Here is a 23,831-nt window from a genome sequence, read left to right on the forward strand (position 1 = left end):
ACCACCCTCTCCCAACCAGCATCCTGCTGCTGTCCTCACGAGCATCTCGCCGCTATGTTCGTCCGCCATCGAGTCGGGCCGGGGCTCGTTCATGACATCGGAGAAGAACAGCATCATGAGTTCAGAGAAGCATCAGGGTGTGCGCCACTCGAGTCCCTGGCTCGGCGCGTCCGTCGCAGTGCTACTGACCCTGGGAGGGTGTGGCTCTCCGGCCCGGACTCACTGCGAGAGCTTCCGGGGAAAGACCCTACAGGGAGCTCGCATCACCAGCGCCGTGCTCGTCGCCGCGTCCGACAAGTTGCCGGAGTATTGCAAGGTCCAGGGTGCGCTGGAGCCCTCGCTCAACTTCGAGGTGCGCCTGCCCACCGATTGGAACGAGAAGACCGTCTTCGCAGGGGGTGGTGGCTTCGACGGCTCCATTCCCAGTGGAGACATCTACACGGCGAAGGGCTACGCCTCCATCGCCTCGGATGGTGGGCATACGGGAAATGCCCTGGACGGCTCATTCGCCCTGGACCCTGTGAAGCTCGAGGACTTCGCGCAGCTCTCCACCCACCGCGTGCTGCCCGTCGCGAAGGCCATCATCCAGGAGCGCTACGGTAAGAGCTCCGCGAAGACGTATTTCGAGGGCTGCTCCAACGGAGGCCGTGAAGCGTTGATCGAAGCGCAACGCTGGCCGGAAGACTTCGACGGAATCATTGCCCGGGCCCCCGCCTACAACTTCGTGGAGCTGATGCTGGCGTTCAACCGCAACCACCGGCAGCTCTCCAAGCCCGGGGCCGGTCTCCCCAACGTGAAGCTCGGGATCCTGGGAAAGGCAGTCCTCGACACCTGTGACGCGAAAGATGGCCTCGCCGACGGCATCATCTCCCACCCGGCCGCCTGCGAGTTCGACCCCGCCGCCCTGCGCTGCACCGGACCCGACAACATGGGCTGCCTGACGGCCGAGCAGGAGGCCTCGGTCCGGACCCTCTACTCCCCCATGGTGCTGAATGGGGAGGTCATCAACCCGGGATGGCCCTTCGGAGGCGAGGCTGACCCGGAAGGCTGGTCAGCGTGGATCACCGGCAATGACAATGCCTCGTTGACGGGAGGCGGCCTGTTTGGGGCCGGCCTGATCAAGTTCTTCATCACCAAGAACCCTGACTACGACCCATTGGCGTTCAACCCGGACGAATGGCTCCCGGAGATCAACGCGGCGTCGACCTTGGTGTCGGCCAACAGCGCGGACCTGGGGCGATTCCAGGCGCGCGGCGGGAAGCTGATTCTCTGGCACGGCGGCACCGATGCGGCCATCAGCCAGCATGGCACGGCCGCGTACTACGAAAGGCTGGTCACGGCTGCGGGTGGCCAGGCCGCGGCGGACACGTTCGTCGAGTACTTCCCCGCTCCCGGCGTCAACCACTGCTTCGGCGGCGCGGGCGCGGACGCGGTGGATCTGCTCACCGCCCTGGAGAACTGGGTCGAGAAGGGCGTCGCTCCTTCCCAGGCGAACCTGGTGGCGACGAAGTTGAACGCCGAAACGGGCCAGAGCGTCTTCTCCCGCCCCCTGTGCAAATACCCGCAGTACCCCAGGTACAACGGCACGGGAGCTGCCACCTCGGCCGAGAGCTTCACCTGCGTCAATCCGTGACAGGCCTCACGGACAAGGCCTCGAAATCAGCCTGCTCATGAGCGTGGTAGGCTTGTGAGCATGGCCGAGAAGCCCATCCAGAACTGCCACGTGCGCTTTCAGTTCAAGTGCCCAATGCAGTGGGACGCTCTCCAGGAGACCGCCGAGGCCGGAGTGCGCTGGTGCGGCAGTTGCCACAAGCGGGTGTACCTGAGCCAAAGCACGCAGGAGGCCGCGCAGCACGCCCGGGCCGGCCACTGCGTTGCGGTGCCGGTGGGCCTCGTCTCCCCCAAGGACAGCATCCAGCTCCACGGCCGCGAGCTCGATCTGGACATGTTTCGGCGCGTCGTACCGCTGGAACTGGCCCGCAAGCACAGCCTGGTTCCCTTGAGTCGGGTTGGCAGCACGCTCACCGTCGCCATGAGCGACCCCACCCATTCCCATGCCATCGACGACCTGAAGTTCCTCACCGGTTGCAACGTGGAGGTGAAGCTGGCCTCCCCGCAGGACATCCTGGAGGCCCTGGAGCGCGCTGAGCTCGAGCTTTCCCGCATCCCCAACGTCGAGCTGGGCGTGATGGCCTGCGAAGAAGAGCCTGAGTGAGCTGAGCCGTAGGACGGGACACTCCGGAGCAGAACACGGGCTGCGGGTGCACCTCGCCCCTCATCCCCTTCGGGGCTTCGCCAGGAGAGACGCCGCGAAGTCGAGGAAGACGCGCACCTTCGGTAGGAGGTGCCGGTTCTCCGAGTAGAGCGCGTGGATGGGCCTCTCGTCACACGCGTACTCCTCCAGGACCGGCACCACCTTCCCGGATGCCAGCTCCTCGGCGACCATGAAATCGAAGAGCCAGCAGATGCCCAGGCCGGCCACGGCAGCATCGCGGAGCGACGCGCCCTGGTTCACGTGAAACGGACCCGTCACTTCGTACTCCCCCGTGCTCATCCGCCACGGGACGGGACCTGATTCCCGCAGGAACCCGAGGCAGTGATGCGTGGAGAGGTCCTCGGGTGTCCGGGGGCGCCCGTGGTGCCTCAGGTAGCCCGGCGACGCGCACGCCACCATCCGGGTGACCCCCAGCTTTCGAGCCATCATCCCCGAGTCCCGGAGGGTTCCAATGCGCAGGAGCACGTCGACGCCCTCGACCACTGGATCCACCAGGTAATCCCTGAGGGTGAGCTCGAGCTGGATGCCTGGGTATTGTTTGAAGAATCTCGGAAGGGCGGGAACGAGAATGAGCTGTCCGAGAACCTGAGGGGCATCCACCCGGAGCCTTCCCGTCGGCTTGGCTCGCACGCGGGTCATGGCCTCCTGGGCTTCTTCCAGCTCGCTCAGGACGCGCCTGCATCGGTCGTAGAACGCACGGCCGTCATCCGTGAGCCGCAAGGCGCGAGTCGTCCGGCGGAACAGCGCCAATCCGAGCTCCTCTTCCAGGCGGGCAACCCGCCGGCTGACGGCAGAGGGAGTGAGCCCGAGTGTCCGGGCCGCACGGGTGAAGTCTCCCTGCTCCACGGCTCGGACGAAGGCTTCGATGTTCGCGAGGGATTTCACCTGGAGTGGCTCCCCATTCCATGATTCATGCGCGGCGCGCACAAGTGAGGTTCCCGAAGCGCGCTGGTGTTCAGGACTCGCACGGTACAGAAAATCAGCGATGCCTGCTCATGAGAACCCGACCGATTTCCGGCTTCTGGTCCGACGCTCCACCCGTGCGTCCCTGGGAGTCTTGTTGCTCACTGTCGTCCACCACGTCTACGGAGCATGGCTCTATGCCACTCCCTGGCGCCTGCATGTGGTGGGGCTCGCCGTGGTTGCCGGAGCCCTGCTTCTCGGGGCGAGCGCGGCGTCCGTCACCTACCGGAGCGTGGGCCTCGCCGTGTTCACGCTCCTGACGGCGGCCATTCCGGTGGGCTGGCTTGGTGCCTTCGAGGGATTGTACAGCCACGTCCTCAAGGACCTCCTGTTCCTGGCGGGCGCCAGTCCACAGGTGATGGGCCGCCTCTTCCCGGCCTCCGTCTATTCCCTGCCCGATGACCTGCTCTTCGAGCTCACCGGTGTCTTGCAGGTTCCCATCGCGGCGTGGGTGGTGCGGTCGCACTGGCGCATCCTCCGCGAGTGGCTCCGGGCGCGTTCCGTCACCGCGGGCTGGGAGGCTGGGAGATGAGTGGAGAGCCCCTCATTCTCATCGTGGGTGGATATGGTCAGGTCGGACAGGCGGTAGCCCGTTTCCTCGCCCCCATCTTCCCCGGACAGGTGGTCATCGCGGGTCGTAGCCGGGTGAAGGCCGAGGCCTTCGCCGCCACGCTCGGAGGTGGTGCCCAAGCAACGGACTTCGAGCTCACGGCGGGCTGTCAGCACCCCCTCCTGGCCCGGGCACGGCTCGTCATCATGTGCGTGGACCAGGACGGAACGGAGCTCGTCGAGCACTGCCTCGCCGCTGGTATCGACTACATCGACGTGACCGCAAAGCAGGAGTCACTGACGTCCTTCGAGCGGCTTGACTCCCTGGCCAGACAGAGCGGAAGCACGGCACTCCTCAGCGTGGGTGTTGCCCCTGGATTGACGAACCTTCTGGCGGCTCATGCGGCCAGGCAGTTCGACCGGGTGGGGAAGATGGACCTCTTCCTGATGCTGGGGGCCGGCGATGAACATGGCGAGGCGGCCATCGGGTGGATGCTGGACAACCTGGATGAGGAGTTCGACGTCTTCCAGGACGGTCGTCTTCGCCGTGTCCGTGGCTTTGGCGAGCACGCACGCGTCCGGTTTCCAGGCTCCTCACAGGAGCGGCGCGCCTACAGGTTCAACTTCCCTGATCAGCGCGTGGTGGCACGCACGCTCACCCTTCCCACTGTCTCCACCTGGATGTGCTTCGACTCGGCGCTGCTCACATCGATGGTGGGCCTTGCCTCGCGGCTGCGCCTGTCGCGGCTGCTGCGCAGGCCCATCATCCGCCGAGGTGCGATCCGCTCGCTACGTGCGGTGCACCTCGGCTCGGAGGACTGCGCCATTCTGGCTCGGGCCGAGGGACTTATCGGAACCCGCCCCGCCACCCGGGAGTTCGCGCTCTCCGGCAGACGAGAGGCGGAACTCACCGGGCTGGTTGCGGCCGAGGTCGCGCGGCTGCTGCTCTCCGGCCATCGTCCGGGTGGGGTGCTGCACGTCGAGCAGTTCGTGCAGCCAGGTGACTTCCTGCGGCGCCTGAGCGCGGTACGGCCTGGACTCCAGCTCTGGCTTTGAGCGGAGACGGGAGCCCAAGAAGCCTCAGTCCAGCGTCAGGTTCTCGGGATTGGAGGCGGACTTGTCCATGATTCCGGTGGGTCCGTCGTTGAGCACGCACTCACCGCTCACCTGCTCCGAGAAGTTGCACCCGGACTTGGGATTGCCCCAACGGCTGGTGGAGTTGAGCCACGACTGGCTCCCGCCATACGTACCGGGCGACTGCCGGACGAAGGACACGGTGCTGTTCCAGGTGTACCAGGGGATGCCGCGGCTCGTGTCATCGGCGAGGAAGTCCCCGTTGCCGATGGTCTTGTAGATGTGCCGGGCGGCGTCCGGGTAGATGCCGTGCGAGCCCTGCGCCGCGTACACCTCCGCGTGGAAGCCCGCCAGGGCCAGGTTGTTCTTGTCCCCGAAGTTGAAGGTCTGCCCCCCCGAGTGCTGGCTCAGGAACACCTGGGACGGCCGGCCCTCCACGAAGCGGACCGTGAGGTGCTCCCAGTCTCCCACGTGGTTGCCAAAGGTGGAGTAACCGCCAACACAGCCCCAGGGCGAGTACCAGCCGATGCACACGCGCTTGCCGTTGTTGTACGGGTAGAAGGTCCAGTAGACGATGTCCGTGATGTTGGTCGGCTGGCCACCCTGGGTGCGGTTGATGATCTCCGCGTAGATGGGCACCGAGGTCGTGTTCGGGCGCTGACCATCGAGGAACTGGGGATCCGTGCAGGAGTCACACCCCAGGGCCTGGTTGGTCACCATGTACCCGTTGGACTCGTGCACGTTGGGGAGGAAGAACCCGATCGAGGACGGGAAGTAATACTCCTCCCCATGCAGCCAGATGAGCGGCGCGAACAGGGCGGCCGTCACGGCATCCACGGGCGTGCCCTTGAACTCCACGTTGGCGGTGGCGCTCTTGTTGATGACCCAGTAGCGGTTGCCGCCGGTGTCCGAGTGGCTGGGCCGGGCGATGAAGGTGGAGAGCGCCAGGCCGCGATGGTCCCGAGGCTCCACCTGCCAGATGCCCACGTCGTAGTCCGCGCCCGAGCCGCTGTCATTCCAGAGCCCGGAGGGGTTCGCCGGGAGCACGTACTCGCTGCGCACGCAGCGGATGAGGTCAGTCGAGGGCTTGTCGTAGCCGAGAACCGTGACGGTGCCGAGGCAGGTGTAGCCCGCGGCGGGCAGCGGCTCCCAGATGGAGACGTCATGCGTGCCACCCGAGCCCCAATCGCTCCACACCCAGGCGTAATCGGCGGGCCGCGCCAGCACATCGCCCTCGCCGCTGGCGACCCAGCTCACCCGGGGAGCCGAGCCATGGAAGGGCTGCGCCACGTCGCCCAGCGAGTAGTAACCGGGGTACTGGGCGAGGTTGGCGCGCCAGACGGCCACATCGTTGTCGGCGCCCGTCCCATGGTCGTCGTAGATCCAGTTGAACGAGGTCGCCGCCTGGACGAAGAGCCGCTGGGGGTAGCGGATGACCGCCTTGTCCGCCTTGAGCGTGAACTCCCCGCTCGCCCCGGGGGAGTAGGTCGCCGCGACGAGTTTGTAGGTGCCCGGCGACAGGAAATAGGACAGACGCGAGGTGAGGTTCCCACCGCTGTCATCGTCCTGGGCGAGGACGTTGCCGTTCACATCCGTCAGGTAGAGGTAGGTGTCGAGCGGCGCGGTGAGGTTGAACGTCACCGTGCTGGCCGGGCCGGTGTAGTCCACGATGAACTGGCGGTTGGCCGTGCTGGCGGGGTTCATCCCGCCCGAGCCGCTCCAATGGCCATACACTGAGTTGCTCTGCGGCATGGAGGGCGCCTCCACCACCACGCTCGAGGTCAAATCATTGAAGTCGTCTCCCACCCAGACGGTATCGGCGGTGAAGAGCTTCGACCTGCCGTCGAAGCCGTGCTCGTAGAGCGTGACGCTCCAGCCGCTCGGCACCTGGAGGGAGCTGACCGAGTCATTGCCCACGCCGGTCAGTTGGCTCATGTCATAGCGGCCGGGCTGGAGGGACTGGACGCGGCCCCCGTAGTTCCCATGCTCATAGAGGAGCACCGTGGTGGCGAGAGCCTGGCCGCTCGAGCCGGTCTCCTCCTGCGCGGGGAGTTCCTCCCCCGGGCCGCAGCCCACGCCCGCCATGAGCGCGGCGCCCAGGAGTAATCCCCGCAAGGGGAGGCTCTTCGATTTCACGGGGAGGCAAATGGCGAAGTCGGGGGGATGAATCTTCTTCATGGTGGGTCCTTCTGGGTTCAGGGAGCCTTGAACGAGCTCGCGGCGACCCTGAGCATGCCTCGTGCCAGCACGTCCCCGGAGGAGCTTCCGAGGAGAAACCCCGCGGGGAAGGCCTCGGAGACCATGGCGCGGTTTGTCGGCGACATGTCGCCAACTCCCCGAAACGTCGCGGCCCTGGAGGTCGCGAGACGGGCCACGGGAGGGAAGTGGTACAGTCGCGGGCGATGTCTCGCTCCGAGCCCCGCGAGTCCCAGTCCCCCCCGCTGGTCGCCGAGGTCTCCACGGCCATCGGCCATACGCCAAGCACCGTGGCATCCGCCGACCAGGCGGTGCCGGTGCTGACCCTCATCTCCCACCCCACGGCCACCCGGGCGGGAGAGCGACTCGTGCTGGAGGGGGTCGCGGCGGGCCGAGAGGTGGCCGTGTCTCGCAACGGCCCGAACTTCACCCGGCCTGGAGAGACCTTCGGGCAGCCCCTGTCCGATCCCTTCGTGAGCCGGACCCCCATCGTGTTCTCACCTGGCGAAGAAGGGCGGCTCCGGGTGCGCGTGGGAGAGGGCGGAACCCGGGTGGTGGTGGATGGGCAGCTGCTGACGAGCCGTGAATTCACGCCGGAGGAGCTGGCGGCGGGCGTGCTGCTGGAGCTCTCGGGCCGGGTGGTGGTGCTGCTGCACCAGGCCTCGAACAAGGCGCGAGCACCCGGGGACACGCTGGGCATGGTGGGCGAGAGCCCGGGCATCCGGCGCGTGCGCGAGCACATCCAGCGCATCGCCGACCTCAACGTCCCGGTGCTGGTCCGAGGTGAGACCGGCACGGGCAAGGAGCTGGTGGCCCAGGCCATCCACCAGCACAGCCCGCGCAAGGGGCGCCCCTTCATCAGCGTGAACCTGGGCGCCATCCCCAAGGAGCTGGCGGCCGCCGAGCTGTTCGGCGCGCACCGAGGCGCCTTCACTGGAGCGACTCGGGATCGGGAGGGCTTCTTCCGGGCGGCCCAGGGGGGCACCCTGTTCCTCGACGAGGTGGGCGAGGCGCCCCCGGAGGTGCAGGTGATGCTGCTCCGGGTGCTGGAGACCGGCGAGCTGTACCCGGTGGGCGGGCATACGCCCATCAAGACGGATGTCCGGCTGATCGCCGCGACCGACGCCAACCTGGAGGAGCACATCCGGGATGGGCGCTTCAAGGCGCCGCTGCTGCATCGCCTGGCCGGTTATGAAATCCGGCTGCCCCCCCTGCGCGAGCGCCGCGAGGACCTCGGGATGCTGTTCCAACACTTCGCGCGAGAGGAGCTGGAGGCCATTGGCGAGGCCCACCGCCTGACGCCCCAGGACCCTTATGCCGAGCCCTGGTTGCCCGCGTCGCTCGCGGTGCGGCTGCTGCGCTACGCCTGGCCCGGCAACATCCGGCAGTTGCGCAACATCACCCGGCAGTTGGTGATTGGCAGCCGGGGGCAGGCCGTCCTGCAACTGGATCCACGGCTCGCCGAGGAGTTGGACGCCGCGGGGCCCGCTCCGAAGCTAGAACCCGCCCCCACGCCCACTGCGGTGGCTCGCCGCAAGTCCACCGAGGTCACCGGAGAGGAACTCCTCTCCGCGCTGCGGCAGCACGCCTGGGATCTCAAGTCGGCGGCGGACACGCTCGGGATTCCGCGCTCCTCCATCTACGACCTCATCGACAAGCACCCGAACATCCGCCGGGCGGGAACCCTGAGCGCGGAGGAGATCACCGCCTGCCATCAAACGTGCGGAGGCGACCTGAACGCCATGGTCCAGCGCCTGGAGGTCTCCAAGAAGGCGCTCAACCGGCGCCTCAAGGAACTGGGCCTGAGCGCCCGGAGCTCCTGAATCGCGGCATGTCCGCTGCACAGCGTTGGCGCAGGTTCGAAAGGAGCAGCACCGTGGCGAGACATCAACTGATCATCTCCAGAGAGCTCAGCAGGAAATACCCGATCCGTTCCGAGGCAGGGCAGTCCAAGGTCACCAGCAGGGTGGTGGTCAACTGGAAGGGAACGTGGGAGCCAGACGATCAACCCGAGATGTACCTGGTGGTGGCGCCACAGGATGAAATCGAGATCGTGCTCCAGCCCGACGAGTTCGGGGGCGCTGGCTTGTGGTTCTTCAAGCAGGAGGAGCAGAAGACCCCCTTGTTCCGGCCAACGCTGGAACCCGGGCGGCTCATCAAGAAGCTGGCCACCTCGCTCCAGTCACTGTGGGACCCCCAGAGTGAAGATGAGGAGGATCGCGTGGACATCGAGAGCGGGAGCAGGATCCTCGAGGTGAATCACATGCTCGCGGGTGACTCGGGAGAGTCACGTTATAGCCTGCGCCTCAGCGGGCTGGGGCAGAGACCCGTGCCCATCGGCGGGCAGGGCCAGCCCGGCTCCCTCACAGCCTCCAAGCCCTGAGGGAAGTTCCTGTCGAGCCGGCCCCACGTCATCGGGGCAAGCCCACCCTCGAGAGATGGCTCACCCAGCACGCATGGAACGCCGCTTCGACGTCATCACCTTCGACTCTGGGAGGGAGGTATCGCGAACGCCTTCCTCAGCGCCGCACCCGTGGATGTCCCCTCTCCCTCTGGGAGAGGGCTAGGGTGAGGGTCTTCCCTCTGTATGACATCGCGGCAGCGAGAGACACGCAGGGGACTACCCTCACCCCCCGCCCTCTCCCAGAGGGAGAGGGAGCATGCGCAGCAGGGAGAGGTCCGACGCTCTGCCTCTCCTTCATTGCAAGCCCATGAATTGCCTGCCGGGGAACGCGCGCCGCGAGAGCTGGCCCAGCAAGCCGAAGTCCTGCAGGAAGCCTGGGTTGATGCTGTTCCCCTGCTCGTCCAGGAAGTTGATCCGATGACAGGTGAAGCACACGACCGCATCCACCCAGGTCTTGCCGCGCCAGAATCGCAGGGCGATGTTGGGATTGAAGAGGCATTTGCGCGGCGGCATTGGCGTGTAGTTCTCCGGTGCCACCCAGCTCTTCGCCAACGCCTGACGCTCCGCCCTGCTCAGCTCGGAACCTTCTTCGGAGAAGACGTACTGACCGTTGTGAGGGAGGTTCTCCTGGTTGGGAAAGGGCTCTTCACCCAGGAGCTTCGGATCCGTCACGGCGATGAAGATTTGCACCCGGTCCGGCTCCTGAAAGAAGTCCTTCGGGGTGGACGGGGAACTCGACGAAGGGGATGTGCAGGACAGACACAAGACGAGGAGCAAGGAGTGTACGGGGCGCATGGTCCGCCCATCGTACACTCCTTGAGAGAGGCCCCTACTGGATGGTGAAGGCCACCGTGCCGCTGCAGCTCGAAGAGGAGTAGCAGCCGGCCTGGATCCGGTAGGTGCCGGACTGGGTGGCCGTGTAGCCCACGAACGAGAGGTAACCGCAGGCGTCGTCATTCGCGGTCACGTGCGTGCCATCCGGGGCATACAGCCGCAGGTAGGTGTCACCCGAGCCGGACGCGCCGTTCACCGAGCAGGTGCCGAAGGAGAGCGTCTGCCCGGCGGTGAGCGTCACGTCGAAGGGCGTGGTGTTCTGCGTCGCGCTGTTGGTGTTGGAGGCGTTGAAGTTGAAGCTGCCCGAGGTCGGCTGCGCGGGAGGCGCGGGAGGAGCAGACGCGTACTCGAGCTGGAGCTGGGCGCTGCGGCCGTTGAAGGGATGGTCGGCGCCCTGCACCGACATCCAGCCGCAATCCCCCCGGCCCCACAGGTCCACCACCTGGTTGTTCGCGCTGTAGGTGGCCCCACCGGAGGGGTAGGAGCCGACCGCCACGAACTGGTTGGTCGCCACCGCGAAGGACGTGCCCCGCAGGTCGACATTGCCCACTCCAGGGTTGCCGAAGTCGCAGTTCATCGCCGCGGCATAGGACATCGAGGTGACGGCATCCCCGTGCCAGAGCAACCCGGAGGAGGTGGAGAAGGTCTGGTCGCCAGTGCTCACGCGCAGGGTGGCGGGGTCGATGCGAACCTTGGTGAAGAGGGTCCGCACGTTGGTGCCGCCGCCGTTGTTAACTCCCGCGGTGTACTGGGAGAAGTTGAGCGAGGAGCCCGTCGACGGCAGCGACAGATACTCCGCGGGAGTGCCCGCCATGTTGCGGCACCACGCCTCCCACGGCTTGGCCGCGTCGCCGTTGACGTACAGCACGTACTCGCCATCCGCCGCGGAGGGATGGGCGTTCTTGATGTCCTGGCAGCTCGCCGGGGTGCTCTGCCTGTACTGGAGCTGCAACTGCGCGGGCCGCCCGTTGAAGGGATGGTCGGCGCCCTGCACCGACATCCAGCCGCAATCCCCCCGGCCCCACAGGTCCACCACCTGGTTGTTCGCGCTGTAGGTGGCCGCACCAGAGGGGTAGGAGCCGACCGCCACGAACTGGTTGGGCGCCACCGCGAAGGACGTGCCCCGCAGGTCGATATTGCCCACTCCAGGGTTGCCGAAGTCGCAGTTCATCGCCGCGGCATAGGACATCGAGGTGACGGCATCCCCGTGCCAGAGCAACCCGGAGGAGGTGGAGAAGGTCTGGTCGCCGGCGCTCACGCGCAGGGTGGCGGGGTCGATGCGAACCTTGGTGAAGAGGGTCCGCACGTTGGTGCCGCCGCCGTTGTTAACTCCCGCGGTGTACTGGGAGAAGTTGAGCGAGGGGCCCGTCGACGGCAGCGACAAATACTCCGCGGGAGTGCCCGCCATGTTGCGGCACCACGCCGACCAGGGCTTGGACCTATCGCCGCCGTGGAACAGCACGTACTCGCCATCCGCCGCAGAGGGATTGGCGTTATTGATGTCCTGGCAGCTCGCCGGGCCAGTCGTGAGTGCGGCCCGCGTTTGGCCCAGTTCCGTGGGGGCCTGCGGGTCGAGCCCCTTGGCCTCGGGGCTCTTCGGGTCCTCCAGCCCGCAGGCAGGGAGGACGGCGAGGCTGGCGGCGAACATCAGCTTCTTCCAACGGGGGGCGTACATGAGGGTGGGCCTTCCGGGTTCGGGGAGTCTCGAATGAACTCGGAGTGCCCTTGAGCACGCTGCGTGCCAACACCTGCGTGGGGGCTGTTCAGAGGAGAACCCCCGCCGGGCAGGGCTGGGAGGGGGTGGAGCAGCTGTCAGCGACATGTCGCCGACATTCGCGAAACGTCGCGGCCCCCGGGGGCTAGGGCCCGCTGGACTGGAGTCGCTGGAGGGCGCTTCCCCACTCCCGTTGAAAGCCCGGGTTGGCGGAGAGCGCGCTGGAGAGTTCCTCCCGGGCCTGTCCGCGCCACTCCTGCTTCTGTCCGGGGGCGGCGGAGGGGAGCGCCGCCTGGACCGCCAACAGACTGCCTCGCAAGAGGCGAGCGTCTGGCCATCCGGGCCGCACCGCGAGGAGCTGCTGGGCCAGCTCCAGCCCGCGTTGGAGCGAGGGAGCCGGGTCCTGCTTCCCCTGCATCAAGCGGGTGGACCAGCGGCGGAGGAAATGCCCGAAGCCAATGCGGAACTCCTGCCGCTCCGGCGCCAGCTCAAGACACTTCTGAAACGCCTGGGCCGCGTCCTCGGAGTCCTGGGGGCGCCCCCCCGGGGCTAGCGCCTTGGCTCCCAGCGCTTCTCCCAGGTAGTACCAGGCCTCGGCGTGGGTCGGATTGCGCGCGAGTGCCTGCCGCAGCGCCACCTCCGCCCGCGAGATGCTGGGGCGAGGGTCCTTCCCATGCTCCAGCTCGAACGTGGTCAGGATGGCATGGACCATGCCGCGGTTGGCCAGGGCCCCCGCGTTCTCCGGAAGCCATTGGAGCGCCTGCCGCAGGGCCTCGTCGGCCGCTCGTACACTCGGGCTGGGATCCTCTCCCCGGGCGCGCTGGTACAGCGCTCGATGGGCGAGCACTTCGCTGAGGTTGATCTGCCCGTAGCCACTCTTCGGAGCGATGGCCACGGACTTCTCGCAGGCAGCCTGGGCCTGCTCCAGCGCAGGGAAGGGATTGCCGCCGCGGTCCCAGCTCGCCTGAGCCTGCTGGATCAGCGTCAGGCACAGGCCGTTGTGAAGCTGGGGAATGCTGGGGCTGAGCTCGAGCCCCTTCCGGAACATCTCCGCGGAGCGCTCCAGCGAGGGGCCCGGCTCACCTCCCGCGACGCGAAGCCTCCGGGCCACGAGCTCATGCGCCAGCCCCGCGTAGAAATAGGGCACCACGTGACCAGGGTTGAGGGTCCGGGCCTTGTCCAATGCCGCCAGCGCCTGGGTGAGGTCTCCGTCCGGCTCCGGGGCCCGTGGATGGGTGGCGCGCGTGTAGTGCGCAATGCCCAGGTTGATCCAACCTTCCGGCACCTGGCCGTCCCGTTGGATGGCGGAGTGATAAGACTCGATCGACTTGCCGTACCTGGGCAGTGGATCCGCGCCCACCTGCTCCTCGTAGTCGGCCCATGTCTGGTAGACCATGCCCAGGTTGAGGAGGAAGTCGTAGTCCCGCTCCTCCGGGGCGATGCTCTCGAAGCTCTCGACTGCCTTGCGGAGTTGCTCGCGCGGGTCCAACGAGTGGCTCTGGCGGGTGTCACCCCAAATCCAATAGCTCTGCCCCAGTTCCAGCCGAGCCTTCGACCGCGAGGGTTCGAGCTTCAGCGCGCTTTGCGCGGCGGCCACGGCCTTCTCCGGCAACGTCTCCGAGTAATCGCCCAGGTTGCGTTGATGCTCGGCGAGCCGCCGATGGAGACGGGACTCCAACACGCGGGCGTCGTAATGCTCCGGCATGGCCTCCAGCGCGCGAAAGACAGCCTGGAGCGCCTGGGTGTAATGGGGAGTGACCTCGCCCTTCCCGTAAAGCTCCAGGATGAGCGCGCCGTACTCCAGCTCGCCCTGAGCTGCGTAGATCGAAGCCACGCTCTCGCCGATCGAAGCCGCCTCGGCATAGGCCTTCCGGCCCGCCTCGAAGTCCGCCAGCGCTCCCTCGTGCTTGCCCTGGTTCCACTGCCGCATGGCACGAGCCAAGAGGATGTCTCCGCGCAGCTTCGGGGCCTCATAGAACCAGGAGAGCTCAGTGCCGATGGCGTCCAGCTGAGCGAGGGCTTCGTCCCATCGGTTCTCGTAGAAGGCGAGCAGCGCTGCCACATACGCAGCGGAGGGAACCTCTGCCCCTTCACTCTGGCGAAGATAGGCCAGCGCCGGCTCCCGGTAGCGGCGCTCGACCTCCCGCTTGCGAGCCTCTCGCCGCTCGGTGTCGCGGATGCGCTCAGCTTCCAGCAGCTGCTCCTGGTATTGGTGCCCCGTCACCAGGGCCAGCGCGTAGGCCACCCGAGGCTCGCGGAAGCCCTGTTTCCAGGCGGATTCCAGGGACTCGCGAGCCCTGGCCTCGTCTCCGAGCGCGAGGAAGCCGCGCCCCAGCGCGTAGTGGCCAGGCCCCACGGCCTGCTCGCCCGCCTCCTGGATCTCCGCCTCGAGCGCCGCCATCCTCGCGCGGATGGCCCGCTGATCCGCGCGTGTGTCGTGCAGATGGGAGAGGTCCGAGTAGCGCGCCAGCGCCTCGATGCGTTCCACGGACTCGGTGAACCGCCGGGCCAGGCGCTCGCGCACGGCGGTCTCGCGGCGGGCCATCCCCGCCTGACCCAGGGCCAGGAGCACGAGCACGGCCGCCACCGCGGCCACGGACGCCACGAGCCGATGCTTGTGGAGCTTCTTGCGCAGGCGATACCAGGCCCTGTTGGAGCGGGCCTGCACCGGCTCGCCCGAGAGGAAGCGGTCGAGCTCCTCGGTCAGGGCGCGCGCCGAGTCATACCGGGCCGAGCGCTCCTTCTCCAGACACTTGAGCGCGATGGCCTCGAGGTCCGCGGGGATGTTTGGATCCACCGCGCGCGGCGGGCGTGGCTCCACCTCGAGGACGTTCCTGAGCACTTCCAGCCCGTTACCGCCGGGAATGGGCGGGTGGCCCGTCAACACACTGTAGAGGGTGGCGCCCAGACTGTAGACGTCCGCCCGGCGATCCAGGTTGGAGATCTCTCCGCGGGCCTGCTCGGGCGACATGTACTGGGGCGTGCCCATCACCGCGCCGGTGATGGTGGCCCCATCGTTCCAGTCTCGCGCCAGCCCGAAGTCCATCACGTAGGGGCGCAGCGTCCCATCCTCCGCGCGCTCCACCATGATGTTGGAGGGCTTGAGATCCCGGTGGATGAGGCCCACTCGGTGCGCCTCGTGCACGCCCTCGGCGGCCTCCCGGAGCACCAACACCTTCTGTTCGACGGAGAGCTCGCGGGCGAGCGTGCTCAGCGTCCGCCCCTCGATGAACTGCATCGCGATGTAGACGCGACCCTGGACCTCGCCCACCTCGTAGACCTTGCACACCCGCTCGTGGTTCACCCGCGCCTGGGCCCTGGCTTCGGAGAGGAAGCGCTGGGTGAGCTCGGGCTCGTCACCCCGGACGAACTTCAAGGCCACGTTGCGGTTCAGCCGCGGATCATGCGCGAGGAAGACCCGCCCCATTCCACCCTCGCCGAGGAAGCGCACGCACTGGTAACGCTCCCAACCGCTGACGGGAAAGACTGGGACCTCGGGGACTGACGATGCTGGAGGGGCTGCGTCGGCCGCCTGGGGCGTGGCGCCCCGTACTTGCGCCATCATCGAGATGAGCGTCCCCTCGGACAAGCGGCCTCGCTCACGGAGCAATGCCAGGGGACTCCGCTCCAGGCGCCGAGCCTCCTCGCGCAGACTGTCTGCCTCCTGCTCGGAGAGAAGGCCCTCGGCCAGGGCCGCCCGCAGCTCAACCTCAAAATCCGGACGCATGGGGAAACGCTCCTCAGAGCCCCCATCGTACTGACAGCGGTTTCAGCCAGATAGAGCCCCCGCTCAGCCCCCCTTCCGAGCTTCCGAAGCCGAGTTCCACTCAACGCACGGCCCGCTGGACAACCTCCCCCGACGGGAGCGCCCTTCGCTGGGCTTCCAGCCGCCGCTCATACAAGCGGTACCAGAGCGCGATGCCCGCATCGGCCCGCACGAGATGGAAGTCCTCGCGAGCAGGGTGCCGGGGCTCACTGTCGCGCAGCAGCGCGTAATCTTCCGGCTGGATGAGTCGCACCTCAGACTGCACGAGGAGCCACGCTACGAGCCCGCCCAGGAGCGGGAGGCTGCTGCGGTAGCGGAAGACCACCCAGGTGCTCTCCGCGTCGATGGGCGTAACCGCCGCCATGGCCTGGGTGAAGCTGCCGAAGCGGAGCAGCACCAGGTGCGGAAAGAGCACCCGGATTTCCGCCTCGAATCCGCTTCGACCGTCCCAGGGCTTGCCGTCATCCCTGCGAAGAACACCGTGAGTGTGGATGGTGTCGCCCTCGAGTCGCGCCGTGTACGGGTCCAGCAAGGTCCCCATCCCAGGCGCCCACCGGCGGTGAGCAAAGGGGAAGTGGTGGAGGTCCAGGTTCCCCTCCATCACCCGGGCGAAGGGGACGTTCCAGGTCAGCGTGGCGGTACATGAGCCCGCCCCTGCATCCGGAAGCTCGTGGGTCCAAGGCAGCGGGGGAAGCTCCTCCCGCTCCTCGCCCCACCAGAGCCACACCAGGCCGAGCCCCTCGCGTACCACGTACCCCTTCACCCTCAGGTCAGCCCGAATCGGGCGTGTGCTCCCCTCACAGGGTACGCGCACGCACGCGCCATCCGCTGCGAAGCGCAGGCCGTGGTAGGGGCACTCCAGGCAGCCGCTCACCACGCGACCCTTGGAGAGGTCGGCACCCCGGTGGGGACAGGCCGCATCCTGTGCCACGGGTCTGCCCTGGGCGTCTCGCCACAGCACGAGCTGACGGCCGAGCCGGGTCACCCCCACGGGCCGGCGGCCCAGCCGCTTCGATTCCAGCACCGGGTACCACGTGTCTCGTACGAAGTCCTCTGGTGCTCCCAGTCGCTGCGTCTGCCTATTCTCATCCGTTCCCATCAGCCAGGGGCCTCTCATGCCTCCAATGTAGAGAGGCCCCACCGGACGTGAGTGATGCCACGCGCCAGAAGGAATGCTCCCACGCGCCAACCGCGCTCGGCACCGGCAGGGCCCACCGCCTGGGCCGGGCTGGCGCTCCGCGTGCTCGACTCCGCCGAGGCCAGAGGGCTTTCACGACGCGTCCTGTTGGAGGCCTCCGGGCTCGAGCGCGCGCGGCTCACCGAGCCAGAGGCTCGGGTTCCCCTGCTCTGCGTCTACACGCTCCTGGAGGAGGCAGCGACCCGGCTGGAGGACAGGTGTCTCGGGTTGCACCTGGGAGTGTCCCTCCGCGTGGACGATCTCGATGCACTCGGCTTCCTCATGGTGAGCAGCCACACGCTCGGTGACGCGTTGGAGCACGTGCTGCGCTATCAACGCCTGTGGAGCGAGGGAGAGCGATTCTCGCTGGAGCGAAGCGCCGGGCGTGTGACGGTGACGTACCATCCCTACGGGCCCGAGCGCCTCGCGCACCGGCTGATGGCCCAGCTCGTCTTCGCGGACCTCGTGGTGAATGGCGGGCGGCTGGTAGGCGGGCTGCCGGGGGCTCGCCTGCGGTTGCACGGGCCACGCCCCGCGGAGGCCTCGGCGTATGCGAGCGTGCTCGGCGTGCCGGTCTCCTTCCGCGCACCGCAGGACGTGCTGGTGATGCCCGCAGCCCTTCTCACGAGCCCGTTGCCTGGAGCTGACGCCGGCTTGTCGAGAGTGCTCGCGCGTTCCACGGACCGGATGTTGGCCGGCCTCCCCGCCTCGTCGCGCGTGGCGGACCAGGTCCGGGCTCTGCTGCCCGAGCTGCTGCCCGAATCCGGCGCGGACCTCGCTCACCTGGCCGTTCGCCTTCGGATGAGTCCCCGCACGCTCCAGCGCCGCCTGCGCGACGAAGGCACGTCGCTGGAAGCCGAGCGCGAGGCTTTCCGGCGACACCAGGCCCACGTCCTCCTCGAAGCGGCGACCCCCATTGCCGAGGTGGCCTGGCGGCTCGGCTACCCGGCGCCGAGCGCCTTTCACCATGCCTTCCGTCGTTGGACGGGCCAATCTCCGCGAGAGTGGCGAAGGGACGGAAAGGGGAAGTAGCTAGCTCCGCGACAGCAGCGCGTTCATCTCCCCATAGGAAACCTGGCCCTCGAAGACTCCGCCGTACTCGCCGCGCTCGAGCAAGGCCACGCAGTGACGCCGCACCGTTCCAAGCGCTGCCTGGGCGAGCGCCGTTCCGAGGCTGAGCCGCCGCACGCCGAGCTCCTTGAGCTTGGGGGCTGGCGCCAATCCGGGCAGCGCCATGACATTGAGCGGAACGCCCGCTGCCTGCGCGATGGCCGCGATCTCCTCCGGCCTGGCGATGCCCGGCACGAACAGCCCATCGCACCCAGCCTCGCGGTAGAGGCGCGCCCGCTTCAGGGTCTCCTGGACGCGCTCCTCCGGAGCGACCAGGCCCCGCAGGTAGACGTCCGTCCGCGCGTTGATGAAGAGCTCCACTCCCGCGGCTGCCGCGGCGCGCCTGGCGACCTCAAGCTTCGCCACCAGCACCTCGGGGGGAGCAGCCCCGTCCTCGAGGTTGATGCCGACGACGCCGGTGTCCACGACCTGGCGGACGACTGGGCCAATCGCCTCGGGAGTGGCACCGTAGCCCGCCTCCAGGTCGACGCTCACCGGCACCCGGACGGCGCGGATGATTTCGCGCGTCGTCGCCAACAGCATCTCGAGGGTCAGGTGCTCCCCATCGGGAACACCATGTGACCAGCTCACGGCGGCGCTGCTGGTCGCAATCGCGGCGGCCCCACACGCTTCGATGAGGCGGGCGCTCGCGCCATCCCAGGCATTGGGGAGAAGCAGCAGTTGCTCGTTGGCGTGCAGAGCTCGGAAAGTCGCGGCAAGGGAGTTCGAAGAAGTGGTTTTCACGCGGGACGGCTTAGCACTGCGCCCCGGGGTGGGTCTCGCCGTCTTCGGACCCGAGAGCAAGAATGGTTGATGGAGAGTGCAAACCCTCGGACTTCGGCGCTCCGAGTCCCTTGCATCGCGCCGACGTCCGCACTCATGCTGCGCGCAAACAAGACCCCTGTGTCAGTGCCCCACCCCGGTTGCCGTCTGGCGACTCGGGCGTGGGGATGCCTTCGCATCGAGCGCCCAAAAGGGAGACAAAGGACATGGCGACCGAAACAACCGAGGTGGTTCACTGCGGTGTGTGTGAAGCCGAGATCCCCCAGGCACGGCTCAAAGCGATGCCTGACACCTTGGTGTGCGTCCGATGCAGCGAAGAGATGGGCGGTGAATTCGAGCTGGAGGTCACGATCAGCGCGACCGGCAAAGCGGGAAGCCTGAAGAAGACGGGGCAGAACGTAGAAGTGAAGAGGAAGCGCAAGACCCTCCGGTGACCGGGAGGCCTGTCCAGAGCAGGAGCGACAGGCGGACGCTTCATGACTGCACAGTACCCAGGCCGGCGATGTTGACCGACGGACAGGATTTACCTCCGAGCGCGACGCGGACACCCCCATGTAATTCCTGACGCGCGGGCTTCCTGTTTAGGCTTGGCCACGCGCTGTCATCCAGGGGGGAAGATGAGCGAACCTGTCCAGCCGTTGCAGGCGGAGGCCCAAACGGAGGCGGGGGATGCGTTCTTCGAGCTCGCCCGGACGCGCCGCAGCATCCGGGTCTACGCGGAGCGCCTGGTGCCACGCGCCCTGACCGCCCGGCTCATCGACTGCGCCACCAGGGCCCCGAGCAACTTCAATCGGCAGCCCTGGCAGTTCGTCGTCGCGGACGAGCCCTCCTGGTGCAAGGCCATCTATGAACTGCTCGAGCGAGGCGTGGCACGCGTCGGGTCCTCGGACAAAGCGGATGAGCTCTTCCACCTGCTCGACCATGTGCGCACCTGGCTCTACCCGCTGAGGAGCAGCCCGGTCATCGTGCTCGCGTTCTACAAGCCCTCTCCGGAGCGACTGGACCAGATGCTGTCCTCCGCCAACGAGGCCGCTGGAGACGTCACTCACTACAATCCGAACCTCATCACCCTGGGGATGGCCATCCAGAACCTGCTGCTCGCTGCGCATGCGGAGGGGTTGAGCGCCTGCATGCACTCGGGCCCTCTGCCCTTCCTGCGAGGCGTGGTGAACCGCCTCTTGCACCTCCCGCCCAATCTGCAGCTCGCGGGCGTCATCTCCATCGGATACCCGGCGGAGCAACCCCAAGTGCCACCCCACCGGGAGCTGGAGAAGGTGTTGCGCTTCCTCGAGGGCCCCGTTCCCGAGGCCTGGCTGGCAACCCCCACCCGGAAGGAGTGACGATGCTTCAAAGTCCCTCCGCAGTCTGGCTCCACCGCCTCGTACGCCGAATGCACCGGATAGAGGCGCAGGGGTTGGAGCGTATCCCCCAGCAGGGACGCGTCATCCTCGCCGTAAACCATACCGGCCTGGGTGTGAGGAGCGGGCTGCTGCTCTCCACGCTCCTGGAACGGGACATCACCTTCCTCGCCAGCACCGTGATGCGGCGCCTCCCGTTCTCCCGCCAGCTCGCACGCACCTTCTCCGTCATCTTCGTGTCGCCCGCGGACATGCTGAGCACGCGCCTGCTCGACGAGGCGGAGGCGGTACTCGGCCGCGGTGCCCTCCTGGGACTGATGGTGGATGGCCGGGAAATGAATCAGCGCAAGGGCATGACCAAGCGGGGTGCTGCCTGGCTGGCGATCCGGTTGGGCGCGAGCCTGCTACCTGTCTCCGTGCGCTTCGGACTGACGGGCAACGCCCGGGTGCAGGTCGGTGAGCTGCTGCCCCCTCCCCCCTCCGTCTCCCGCCAGGACTTGGATGCCAGCACGGCGGCCCTCCATGACTTCCACAGGACGATGTCCCGATGAAGGCCCCTCGCTCCCGAGACTCCATTGGCTGCGACGTGGTGTCCATCCCGCGTCTCGCGCGCGTCCTGGGCCGCAATCCGCCGGCCTTTCGGGATGAGCTCTTCACCCAGGTCGAACACCGTGCAGGCCACGCGGGTGTCGAGGAGCTCGCGCTCTGCTTCGCGGTCAAGGAGGCCACCTTGAAGGCGCTCGGCACGGGCTTCATCGCCGGCATCAAAGCCACGGACATCGAGGTGCGGCTCGATGAGCGCAACACCGCCGAGGTCACGCTCTACGGAGCCCCCGCGGCGCTCGTCCGCGCCAGAGGCGCCACCCTCCAGGCCGAGACCGCCCTGTGCGGAGACCATGCAACGGCTGTCGTCCATCTGTTGAGCCCTCACCCCCGAGGTGGTGCTTGAGATTCTTCCTCATCGATCGTGTCCGGGAACTGCACATTGGCGAGCGCATCGTCGCGCTCAAGAACGTCACCATGGAGTCAGCCTTCTTCGACCAGCACTTCCCGGGGATGCCCATCCTCCCTGGCGTGCTCGGTATGGAGGCGCTGGCGCAGAGCTCCGGCTACCTCATCTCGCGCTCCGTCTGGGAAAAGGAGCAGCGGCAGGTCCTTCCTCTCTTCACGGGAGTGTCCCGCGCCCGCTTCGTCCGAGCCATCCGCCCTGGAGATCAGCTCGTCATCGAGGCCCGGCTGCAGGTGTTGGAACGCAGCCTGGCCACCACCCAGGCCTCGGGCCGGGTCGACGGTGAGCTGGCCCTCCGCGCGGAGCTCAGCTTCGCGCTCAAGGAATACCGCGGCGAGCCCGAGTACGCGGCCGTGGTGCAACAGGGAGAGATGCTGCGCCGGATCATCGAAGGCCCGTGGGATGCACGCATGGAGGAGTAAACGGACATGAGACGTCCCTTGAGACGTGTGGTCGTCACCGGCCTCGGTACCATCGCTCCCCACGGCTTCGACACAGAGGAGGTCTTCCAGCGCCTCTACCGCGGGGAGAGCGCCATCCGGCGCATCACGCACTTCGATACCTCCTCGGTGCCCTGCAAGATTGGCGGCGTCGTGGAGGGCTTCGACGCGAAGCGCTTCGTCCAGGACCGGGACACGCTGCGCAACCTGCGCACCATGGACACGGTGCACCAATGGGCGCTGTGCGCCTGCCTGCGCGCGCTGTCGGACGCCCGTCTCGAAGAGCCGTTGCTGGCTGGCGAGGGCAGCTCGGCCGCTGGGGAGACGCCAGGAGTGGACCGCAAGCGGATGGGGGTCTGCCTCGGAATGGGCCTGTCCGGACGCACGCTGATGCAGCAGGTCGCCCTGGGGGTCTTCGACAAATACCGGGGGCAGGCCCGCCAGGAGAAGAACGAGGCCCAGTGGATGAGTCTCCCGGCGGAGGACCTGGCGCGGCAGTTCGGAGAGATTGTCGCGCGCGAGCTCAACCCGCTCTACTTCCTGCAGCAGTGCCCGTCGGTCGCGGCGGCGTACATCGCCATGCGCTACCGCGCCATGGGCCCGAACATGACCATCGTCAGCCTCTGCGCGGCCAGTGCCCAGGCGATTGGCGAGGCGGCCTGGATGGTGGCGCGTGGTGATGCGGACGTGATGCTGGCGGGCGGGGCGGACAGCATGCTCAACTCCCTGGACCTGACGGCCTTCTGCAAGCTCAACGCGGTGACGGGGAAGAGCGAAGAAGTGGAAGGCGCCAGCAAGCCGTTCGATCTGCGCCGCGATGGCTGCGTGGTCGGCGAGGGCGCCGCTGCATTGGTCCTGGAGAGCGCGGAGCAGGCCCAGCGCCGCGGGGCGCGCATCTATGCCGAGCTCATCGGCTACGGCTCGAGTGACGACGGGTACAAGATCAGCGCTCCCTCCGAGGACGGCGAGGGGGCCGTCCTGTCGATGACGATGGCACTCCACAACGCGGGTCTCGCGCCCGAGGACATCGATCACATCAACGCGCACGGGACCAGCACCCCGCTCAATGACCGCATCGAGACCCACGCCATCAAGCGTGTGCTGGGGGAGCACGCCCGGCGCATCCCCGTGGTGTCCACCAAGAGCATGACCGGGCACCTCATCGCCGCGGCGGGCGCCATCGAGGCGCTCATCTCCATCAAGTCGCTCGAGCACCAGAAGGTGCCCCCCACTCGCAACCTGCTCAAACCGGACCCCCTGTGCGACCTCGACTACGTCCACGAGGGAGGGCGCGAAGTCCCAGGGCTCCGGACAGTGCTGTCCAACAGCTTCGCCATCGGCGGCGTCAACGCCACGCTCATCTTCCGGCGTTGGGAGGAAGCATGACCCCGGGGAAAAACCTCGAAGGGAAGGTCGCGCTGGTCACCGGCGCGGGACGCGGTATCGGACGCACCATCGCCCTGCGGCTCGCCCGGGAAGGAGCGGCCGTCGCGGTGCACTACCGCGCCAGCGAGGAGGGCGCACGCGCGGTGGCCGAGGAGATCCACTCCGCGGGTGGCAGGGCCCTGTTACTCCAGGCAGACCTGCGAGATCCGGCCCACTGCAAGCGGGTGGTCACCGACACGGAAGGAGAGCTGAAGCGGCTCGACATCCTCGTCCACAACGCTGGGGTGGCCAGGGGGGGCCCCATCATGGGCGCAGACTTCGAGGGCATCCGCGAGACGCTCGAGACGAATCTCCACGCAGCGCTGCACCTCACCGCCGCCGCGGTGCCAGGCATGTCGCGCAGGCGTCATGGTCGGGTCGTCGCCATCGGCTCCCCCGTGGGCACGCATGGCGGTCTCCAGGGCCAGTGCGCCTACGCGGCCTCGAAAGCGGGACTCGCGGGCTTCATCAAGACGCTCGCCAACGAGCTCTCCCCCCGCATGGACTTCACGGCGAACCTCGTCTCCCCAGGCGTCGTTCCCACGGACATGAGCGCGTTCGGCATCGAGTCCTTCGGCGAGCAGCTCCGGGCCGCCATCCCGCTCGGCCGCTTCGGCACCCTCGAGGACGTTGCCGAAGCAGTCGCGTTCCTCGTCTCCCCTCACGCCGCCTACATCAACGGCCAGGAGCTGGGGGTGGATGGTGGCTACTCCCTCAAATACGTCAATCGGCGCAGGGCCCAGGACTGAAAGGA

Annotated in this window: 22 protein-coding genes; 14 read left to right on the top strand and 8 right to left on the bottom strand. The window is 67.5% G+C overall.

Annotated elements, in window-relative coordinates:
- Positions 1–115 precede the first annotated feature (115 nt).
- Both OV287_RS49480 and OV287_RS49485 read left to right on the top strand, forming a co-directional pair.
- Positions 116–1,633, top strand: coding sequence for a tannase/feruloyl esterase family alpha/beta hydrolase (locus tag OV287_RS49480; RefSeq protein WP_267541072.1), 1,518 nt, complete (start codon positions 116–118; stop codon positions 1,631–1,633).
- A 60-nt stretch (positions 1,634–1,693) separates the two neighbouring features.
- Complete coding sequence (locus tag OV287_RS49485; protein ID WP_267541073.1) at positions 1,694–2,215, top strand: GspE/PulE/PilB domain-containing protein; 522 nt, start codon at positions 1,694–1,696, stop codon at positions 2,213–2,215.
- Positions 2,216–2,275: 60 nt separating this feature from the next.
- Here the strand turns inward: OV287_RS49485 and OV287_RS49490 are convergent, their stop codons facing one another.
- Positions 2,276–3,160, bottom strand: coding sequence for a LysR family transcriptional regulator (locus OV287_RS49490; protein ID WP_267541074.1), 885 nt, complete (start codon positions 3,158–3,160; stop codon positions 2,276–2,278).
- A gap of 175 nt (positions 3,161–3,335) precedes the next feature.
- On the opposite strand from OV287_RS49490, the gene OV287_RS49495 reads away from it, so the two are divergent.
- Positions 3,336–3,770: a hypothetical protein gene (locus OV287_RS49495; RefSeq protein WP_267541075.1), complete on the top strand. Its 435-nt coding sequence runs from the start codon at positions 3,336–3,338 to the stop codon at positions 3,768–3,770.
- On the top strand, positions 3,767–4,843 hold the full coding sequence (locus tag OV287_RS49500) for a saccharopine dehydrogenase family protein (RefSeq protein ID WP_267541076.1): 1,077 nt from the start codon (positions 3,767–3,769) through the stop codon (positions 4,841–4,843). The genes OV287_RS49495 and OV287_RS49500 overlap by 4 nt, the downstream gene beginning before the upstream one ends.
- 24 nt (positions 4,844–4,867) lie before the next feature.
- Here OV287_RS49500 and OV287_RS49505 read toward each other — a convergent pair whose 3' ends face one another.
- Both OV287_RS49505 and OV287_RS49510 read right to left on the bottom strand, forming a co-directional pair.
- Positions 4,868–7,039: a Vps62-related protein gene (locus OV287_RS49505; protein ID WP_267541077.1), complete on the bottom strand. Its 2,172-nt coding sequence runs from the start codon at positions 7,037–7,039 to the stop codon at positions 4,868–4,870.
- A gap of 17 nt (positions 7,040–7,056) precedes the next feature.
- Positions 7,057–7,185 (bottom strand): hypothetical protein, encoded by a 129-nt coding sequence (locus OV287_RS49510; protein WP_267541078.1) that lies wholly within the window; start codon positions 7,183–7,185, stop codon positions 7,057–7,059.
- A 78-nt stretch (positions 7,186–7,263) separates the two neighbouring features.
- Here OV287_RS49510 and OV287_RS49515 point away from each other — a divergent pair, with 78 nt between their 5' ends.
- The gene (locus OV287_RS49515) at positions 7,264–8,880 is read left to right on the top strand and encodes a sigma 54-interacting transcriptional regulator (RefSeq protein ID WP_267541079.1); all 1,617 of its coding nucleotides are present in this window, start codon (positions 7,264–7,266) and stop codon (positions 8,878–8,880) included.
- A gap of 53 nt (positions 8,881–8,933) precedes the next feature.
- The gene (locus tag OV287_RS49520; RefSeq protein WP_267541080.1) at positions 8,934–9,440 is read left to right on the top strand and encodes a hypothetical protein; all 507 of its coding nucleotides are present in this window, start codon (positions 8,934–8,936) and stop codon (positions 9,438–9,440) included.
- 315 nt (positions 9,441–9,755) lie between these two features.
- Here OV287_RS49520 and OV287_RS49525 read toward each other — a convergent pair whose 3' ends face one another.
- The 4 genes from OV287_RS49525 to OV287_RS49540 all read right to left on the bottom strand — a co-directional run bounded on the left by OV287_RS49525 (position 9,756) and on the right by OV287_RS49540 (position 16,874).
- Entirely contained in the window at positions 9,756–10,151 is a 396-nt protein-coding gene (locus OV287_RS49525; protein ID WP_267541081.1) for a hypothetical protein, read from the bottom strand.
- 139 nt (positions 10,152–10,290) lie between these two features.
- A complete protein-coding gene (locus OV287_RS49530) occupies positions 10,291–11,970 on the bottom strand; it encodes a GON domain-containing protein (protein WP_267541082.1) in 1,680 nt (559 codons plus the stop codon).
- A 184-nt stretch (positions 11,971–12,154) separates the two neighbouring features.
- On the bottom strand, positions 12,155–15,736 hold the full coding sequence (locus tag OV287_RS49535; protein WP_267541083.1) for a serine/threonine-protein kinase: 3,582 nt from the start codon (positions 15,734–15,736) through the stop codon (positions 12,155–12,157).
- Positions 15,737–15,836: 100 nt separating this feature from the next.
- A complete protein-coding gene (locus OV287_RS49540) occupies positions 15,837–16,874 on the bottom strand; it encodes a Rieske 2Fe-2S domain-containing protein (RefSeq protein WP_267541084.1) in 1,038 nt (345 codons plus the stop codon).
- A gap of 54 nt (positions 16,875–16,928) precedes the next feature.
- Here OV287_RS49540 and OV287_RS49545 point away from each other — a divergent pair, with 54 nt between their 5' ends.
- On the top strand, positions 16,929–17,984 hold the full coding sequence (locus OV287_RS49545; protein ID WP_267541085.1) for an AraC family transcriptional regulator: 1,056 nt from the start codon (positions 16,929–16,931) through the stop codon (positions 17,982–17,984).
- On the opposite strand, the gene OV287_RS49550 is transcribed toward OV287_RS49545, so the two are convergent.
- Positions 17,985–18,806: an isocitrate lyase/PEP mutase family protein gene (locus OV287_RS49550; protein WP_267541086.1), complete on the bottom strand. Its 822-nt coding sequence runs from the start codon at positions 18,804–18,806 to the stop codon at positions 17,985–17,987.
- 245 nt (positions 18,807–19,051) lie between these two features.
- On the opposite strand from OV287_RS49550, the gene OV287_RS49555 reads away from it, so the two are divergent.
- The 7 genes from OV287_RS49555 to OV287_RS49585 all read left to right on the top strand — a co-directional run bounded on the left by OV287_RS49555 (position 19,052) and on the right by OV287_RS49585 (position 23,826).
- Complete coding sequence (locus OV287_RS49555; RefSeq protein WP_267541087.1) at positions 19,052–19,279, top strand: TraR/DksA C4-type zinc finger protein; 228 nt, start codon at positions 19,052–19,054, stop codon at positions 19,277–19,279.
- 183 nt (positions 19,280–19,462) lie between these two features.
- Positions 19,463–20,185, top strand: coding sequence for a nitroreductase family protein (locus OV287_RS49560; RefSeq protein ID WP_267541088.1), 723 nt, complete (start codon positions 19,463–19,465; stop codon positions 20,183–20,185).
- 50 nt (positions 20,186–20,235) lie between these two features.
- Entirely contained in the window at positions 20,236–20,754 is a 519-nt protein-coding gene (locus OV287_RS49565; protein ID WP_267542575.1) for a lysophospholipid acyltransferase family protein, read from the top strand.
- Entirely contained in the window at positions 20,751–21,152 is a 402-nt protein-coding gene (locus OV287_RS49570) for a holo-ACP synthase (protein WP_267541089.1), read from the top strand. Before OV287_RS49565 ends, OV287_RS49570 begins: the two co-directional genes overlap by 4 nt.
- A complete protein-coding gene (gene fabZ / locus OV287_RS49575) occupies positions 21,149–21,634 on the top strand; it encodes a 3-hydroxyacyl-ACP dehydratase FabZ (protein ID WP_267541090.1) in 486 nt (161 codons plus the stop codon). The genes OV287_RS49570 and fabZ overlap by 4 nt, the downstream gene beginning before the upstream one ends.
- 6 nt (positions 21,635–21,640) lie before the next feature.
- On the top strand, positions 21,641–23,038 hold the full coding sequence (locus OV287_RS49580; protein ID WP_267541091.1) for a beta-ketoacyl-[acyl-carrier-protein] synthase family protein: 1,398 nt from the start codon (positions 21,641–21,643) through the stop codon (positions 23,036–23,038).
- Positions 23,035–23,826, top strand: coding sequence for an SDR family NAD(P)-dependent oxidoreductase (locus tag OV287_RS49585; protein WP_267541092.1), 792 nt, complete (start codon positions 23,035–23,037; stop codon positions 23,824–23,826). The genes OV287_RS49580 and OV287_RS49585 overlap by 4 nt, the downstream gene beginning before the upstream one ends.
- Positions 23,827–23,831 lie beyond the last annotated feature (5 nt).

The sequence above is a fragment of the Archangium lansingense genome (assembly GCF_026626635.1).
Classification (GTDB): Bacteria; Myxococcota; Myxococcia; order Myxococcales; family Myxococcaceae; genus Archangium; species Archangium lansingense.

Coding starts and splice junctions, on each gene's coding strand:
- OV287_RS49480 (WP_267541072.1), top strand. CDS start 116: ATGAGTTCAGAGAAGCATCAGGGTGTGCGCCACTCGAGTCCCTGGCTC.
- OV287_RS49485 (WP_267541073.1), top strand. CDS start 1,694: ATGGCCGAGAAGCCCATCCAGAACTGCCACGTGCGCTTTCAGTTCAAG.
- OV287_RS49500 (WP_267541076.1), top strand. CDS start 3,767: ATGAGTGGAGAGCCCCTCATTCTCATCGTGGGTGGATATGGTCAGGTC.
- OV287_RS49505 (WP_267541077.1), bottom strand. CDS start 7,039: ATGAAGAAGATTCATCCCCCCGACTTCGCCATTTGCCTCCCCGTGAAA.
- OV287_RS49510 (WP_267541078.1), bottom strand. CDS start 7,185: ATGTCGCCGACAAACCGCGCCATGGTCTCCGAGGCCTTCCCCGCGGGG.
- OV287_RS49515 (WP_267541079.1), top strand. CDS start 7,264: ATGTCTCGCTCCGAGCCCCGCGAGTCCCAGTCCCCCCCGCTGGTCGCC.
- OV287_RS49530 (WP_267541082.1), bottom strand. CDS start 11,970: ATGTACGCCCCCCGTTGGAAGAAGCTGATGTTCGCCGCCAGCCTCGCC.
- OV287_RS49535 (WP_267541083.1), bottom strand. CDS start 15,736: ATGCGTCCGGATTTTGAGGTTGAGCTGCGGGCGGCCCTGGCCGAGGGC.
- OV287_RS49540 (WP_267541084.1), bottom strand. CDS start 16,874: ATGGGAACGGATGAGAATAGGCAGACGCAGCGACTGGGAGCACCAGAG.
- OV287_RS49545 (WP_267541085.1), top strand. CDS start 16,929: ATGCCACGCGCCAGAAGGAATGCTCCCACGCGCCAACCGCGCTCGGCA.
- OV287_RS49555 (WP_267541087.1), top strand. CDS start 19,052: ATGGCGACCGAAACAACCGAGGTGGTTCACTGCGGTGTGTGTGAAGCC.
- OV287_RS49560 (WP_267541088.1), top strand. CDS start 19,463: ATGAGCGAACCTGTCCAGCCGTTGCAGGCGGAGGCCCAAACGGAGGCG.
- OV287_RS49565 (WP_267542575.1), top strand. CDS start 20,236: ATGCACCGGATAGAGGCGCAGGGGTTGGAGCGTATCCCCCAGCAGGGA.
- OV287_RS49570 (WP_267541089.1), top strand. CDS start 20,751: ATGAAGGCCCCTCGCTCCCGAGACTCCATTGGCTGCGACGTGGTGTCC.
- OV287_RS49580 (WP_267541091.1), top strand. CDS start 21,641: ATGAGACGTCCCTTGAGACGTGTGGTCGTCACCGGCCTCGGTACCATC.
- OV287_RS49585 (WP_267541092.1), top strand. CDS start 23,035: ATGACCCCGGGGAAAAACCTCGAAGGGAAGGTCGCGCTGGTCACCGGC.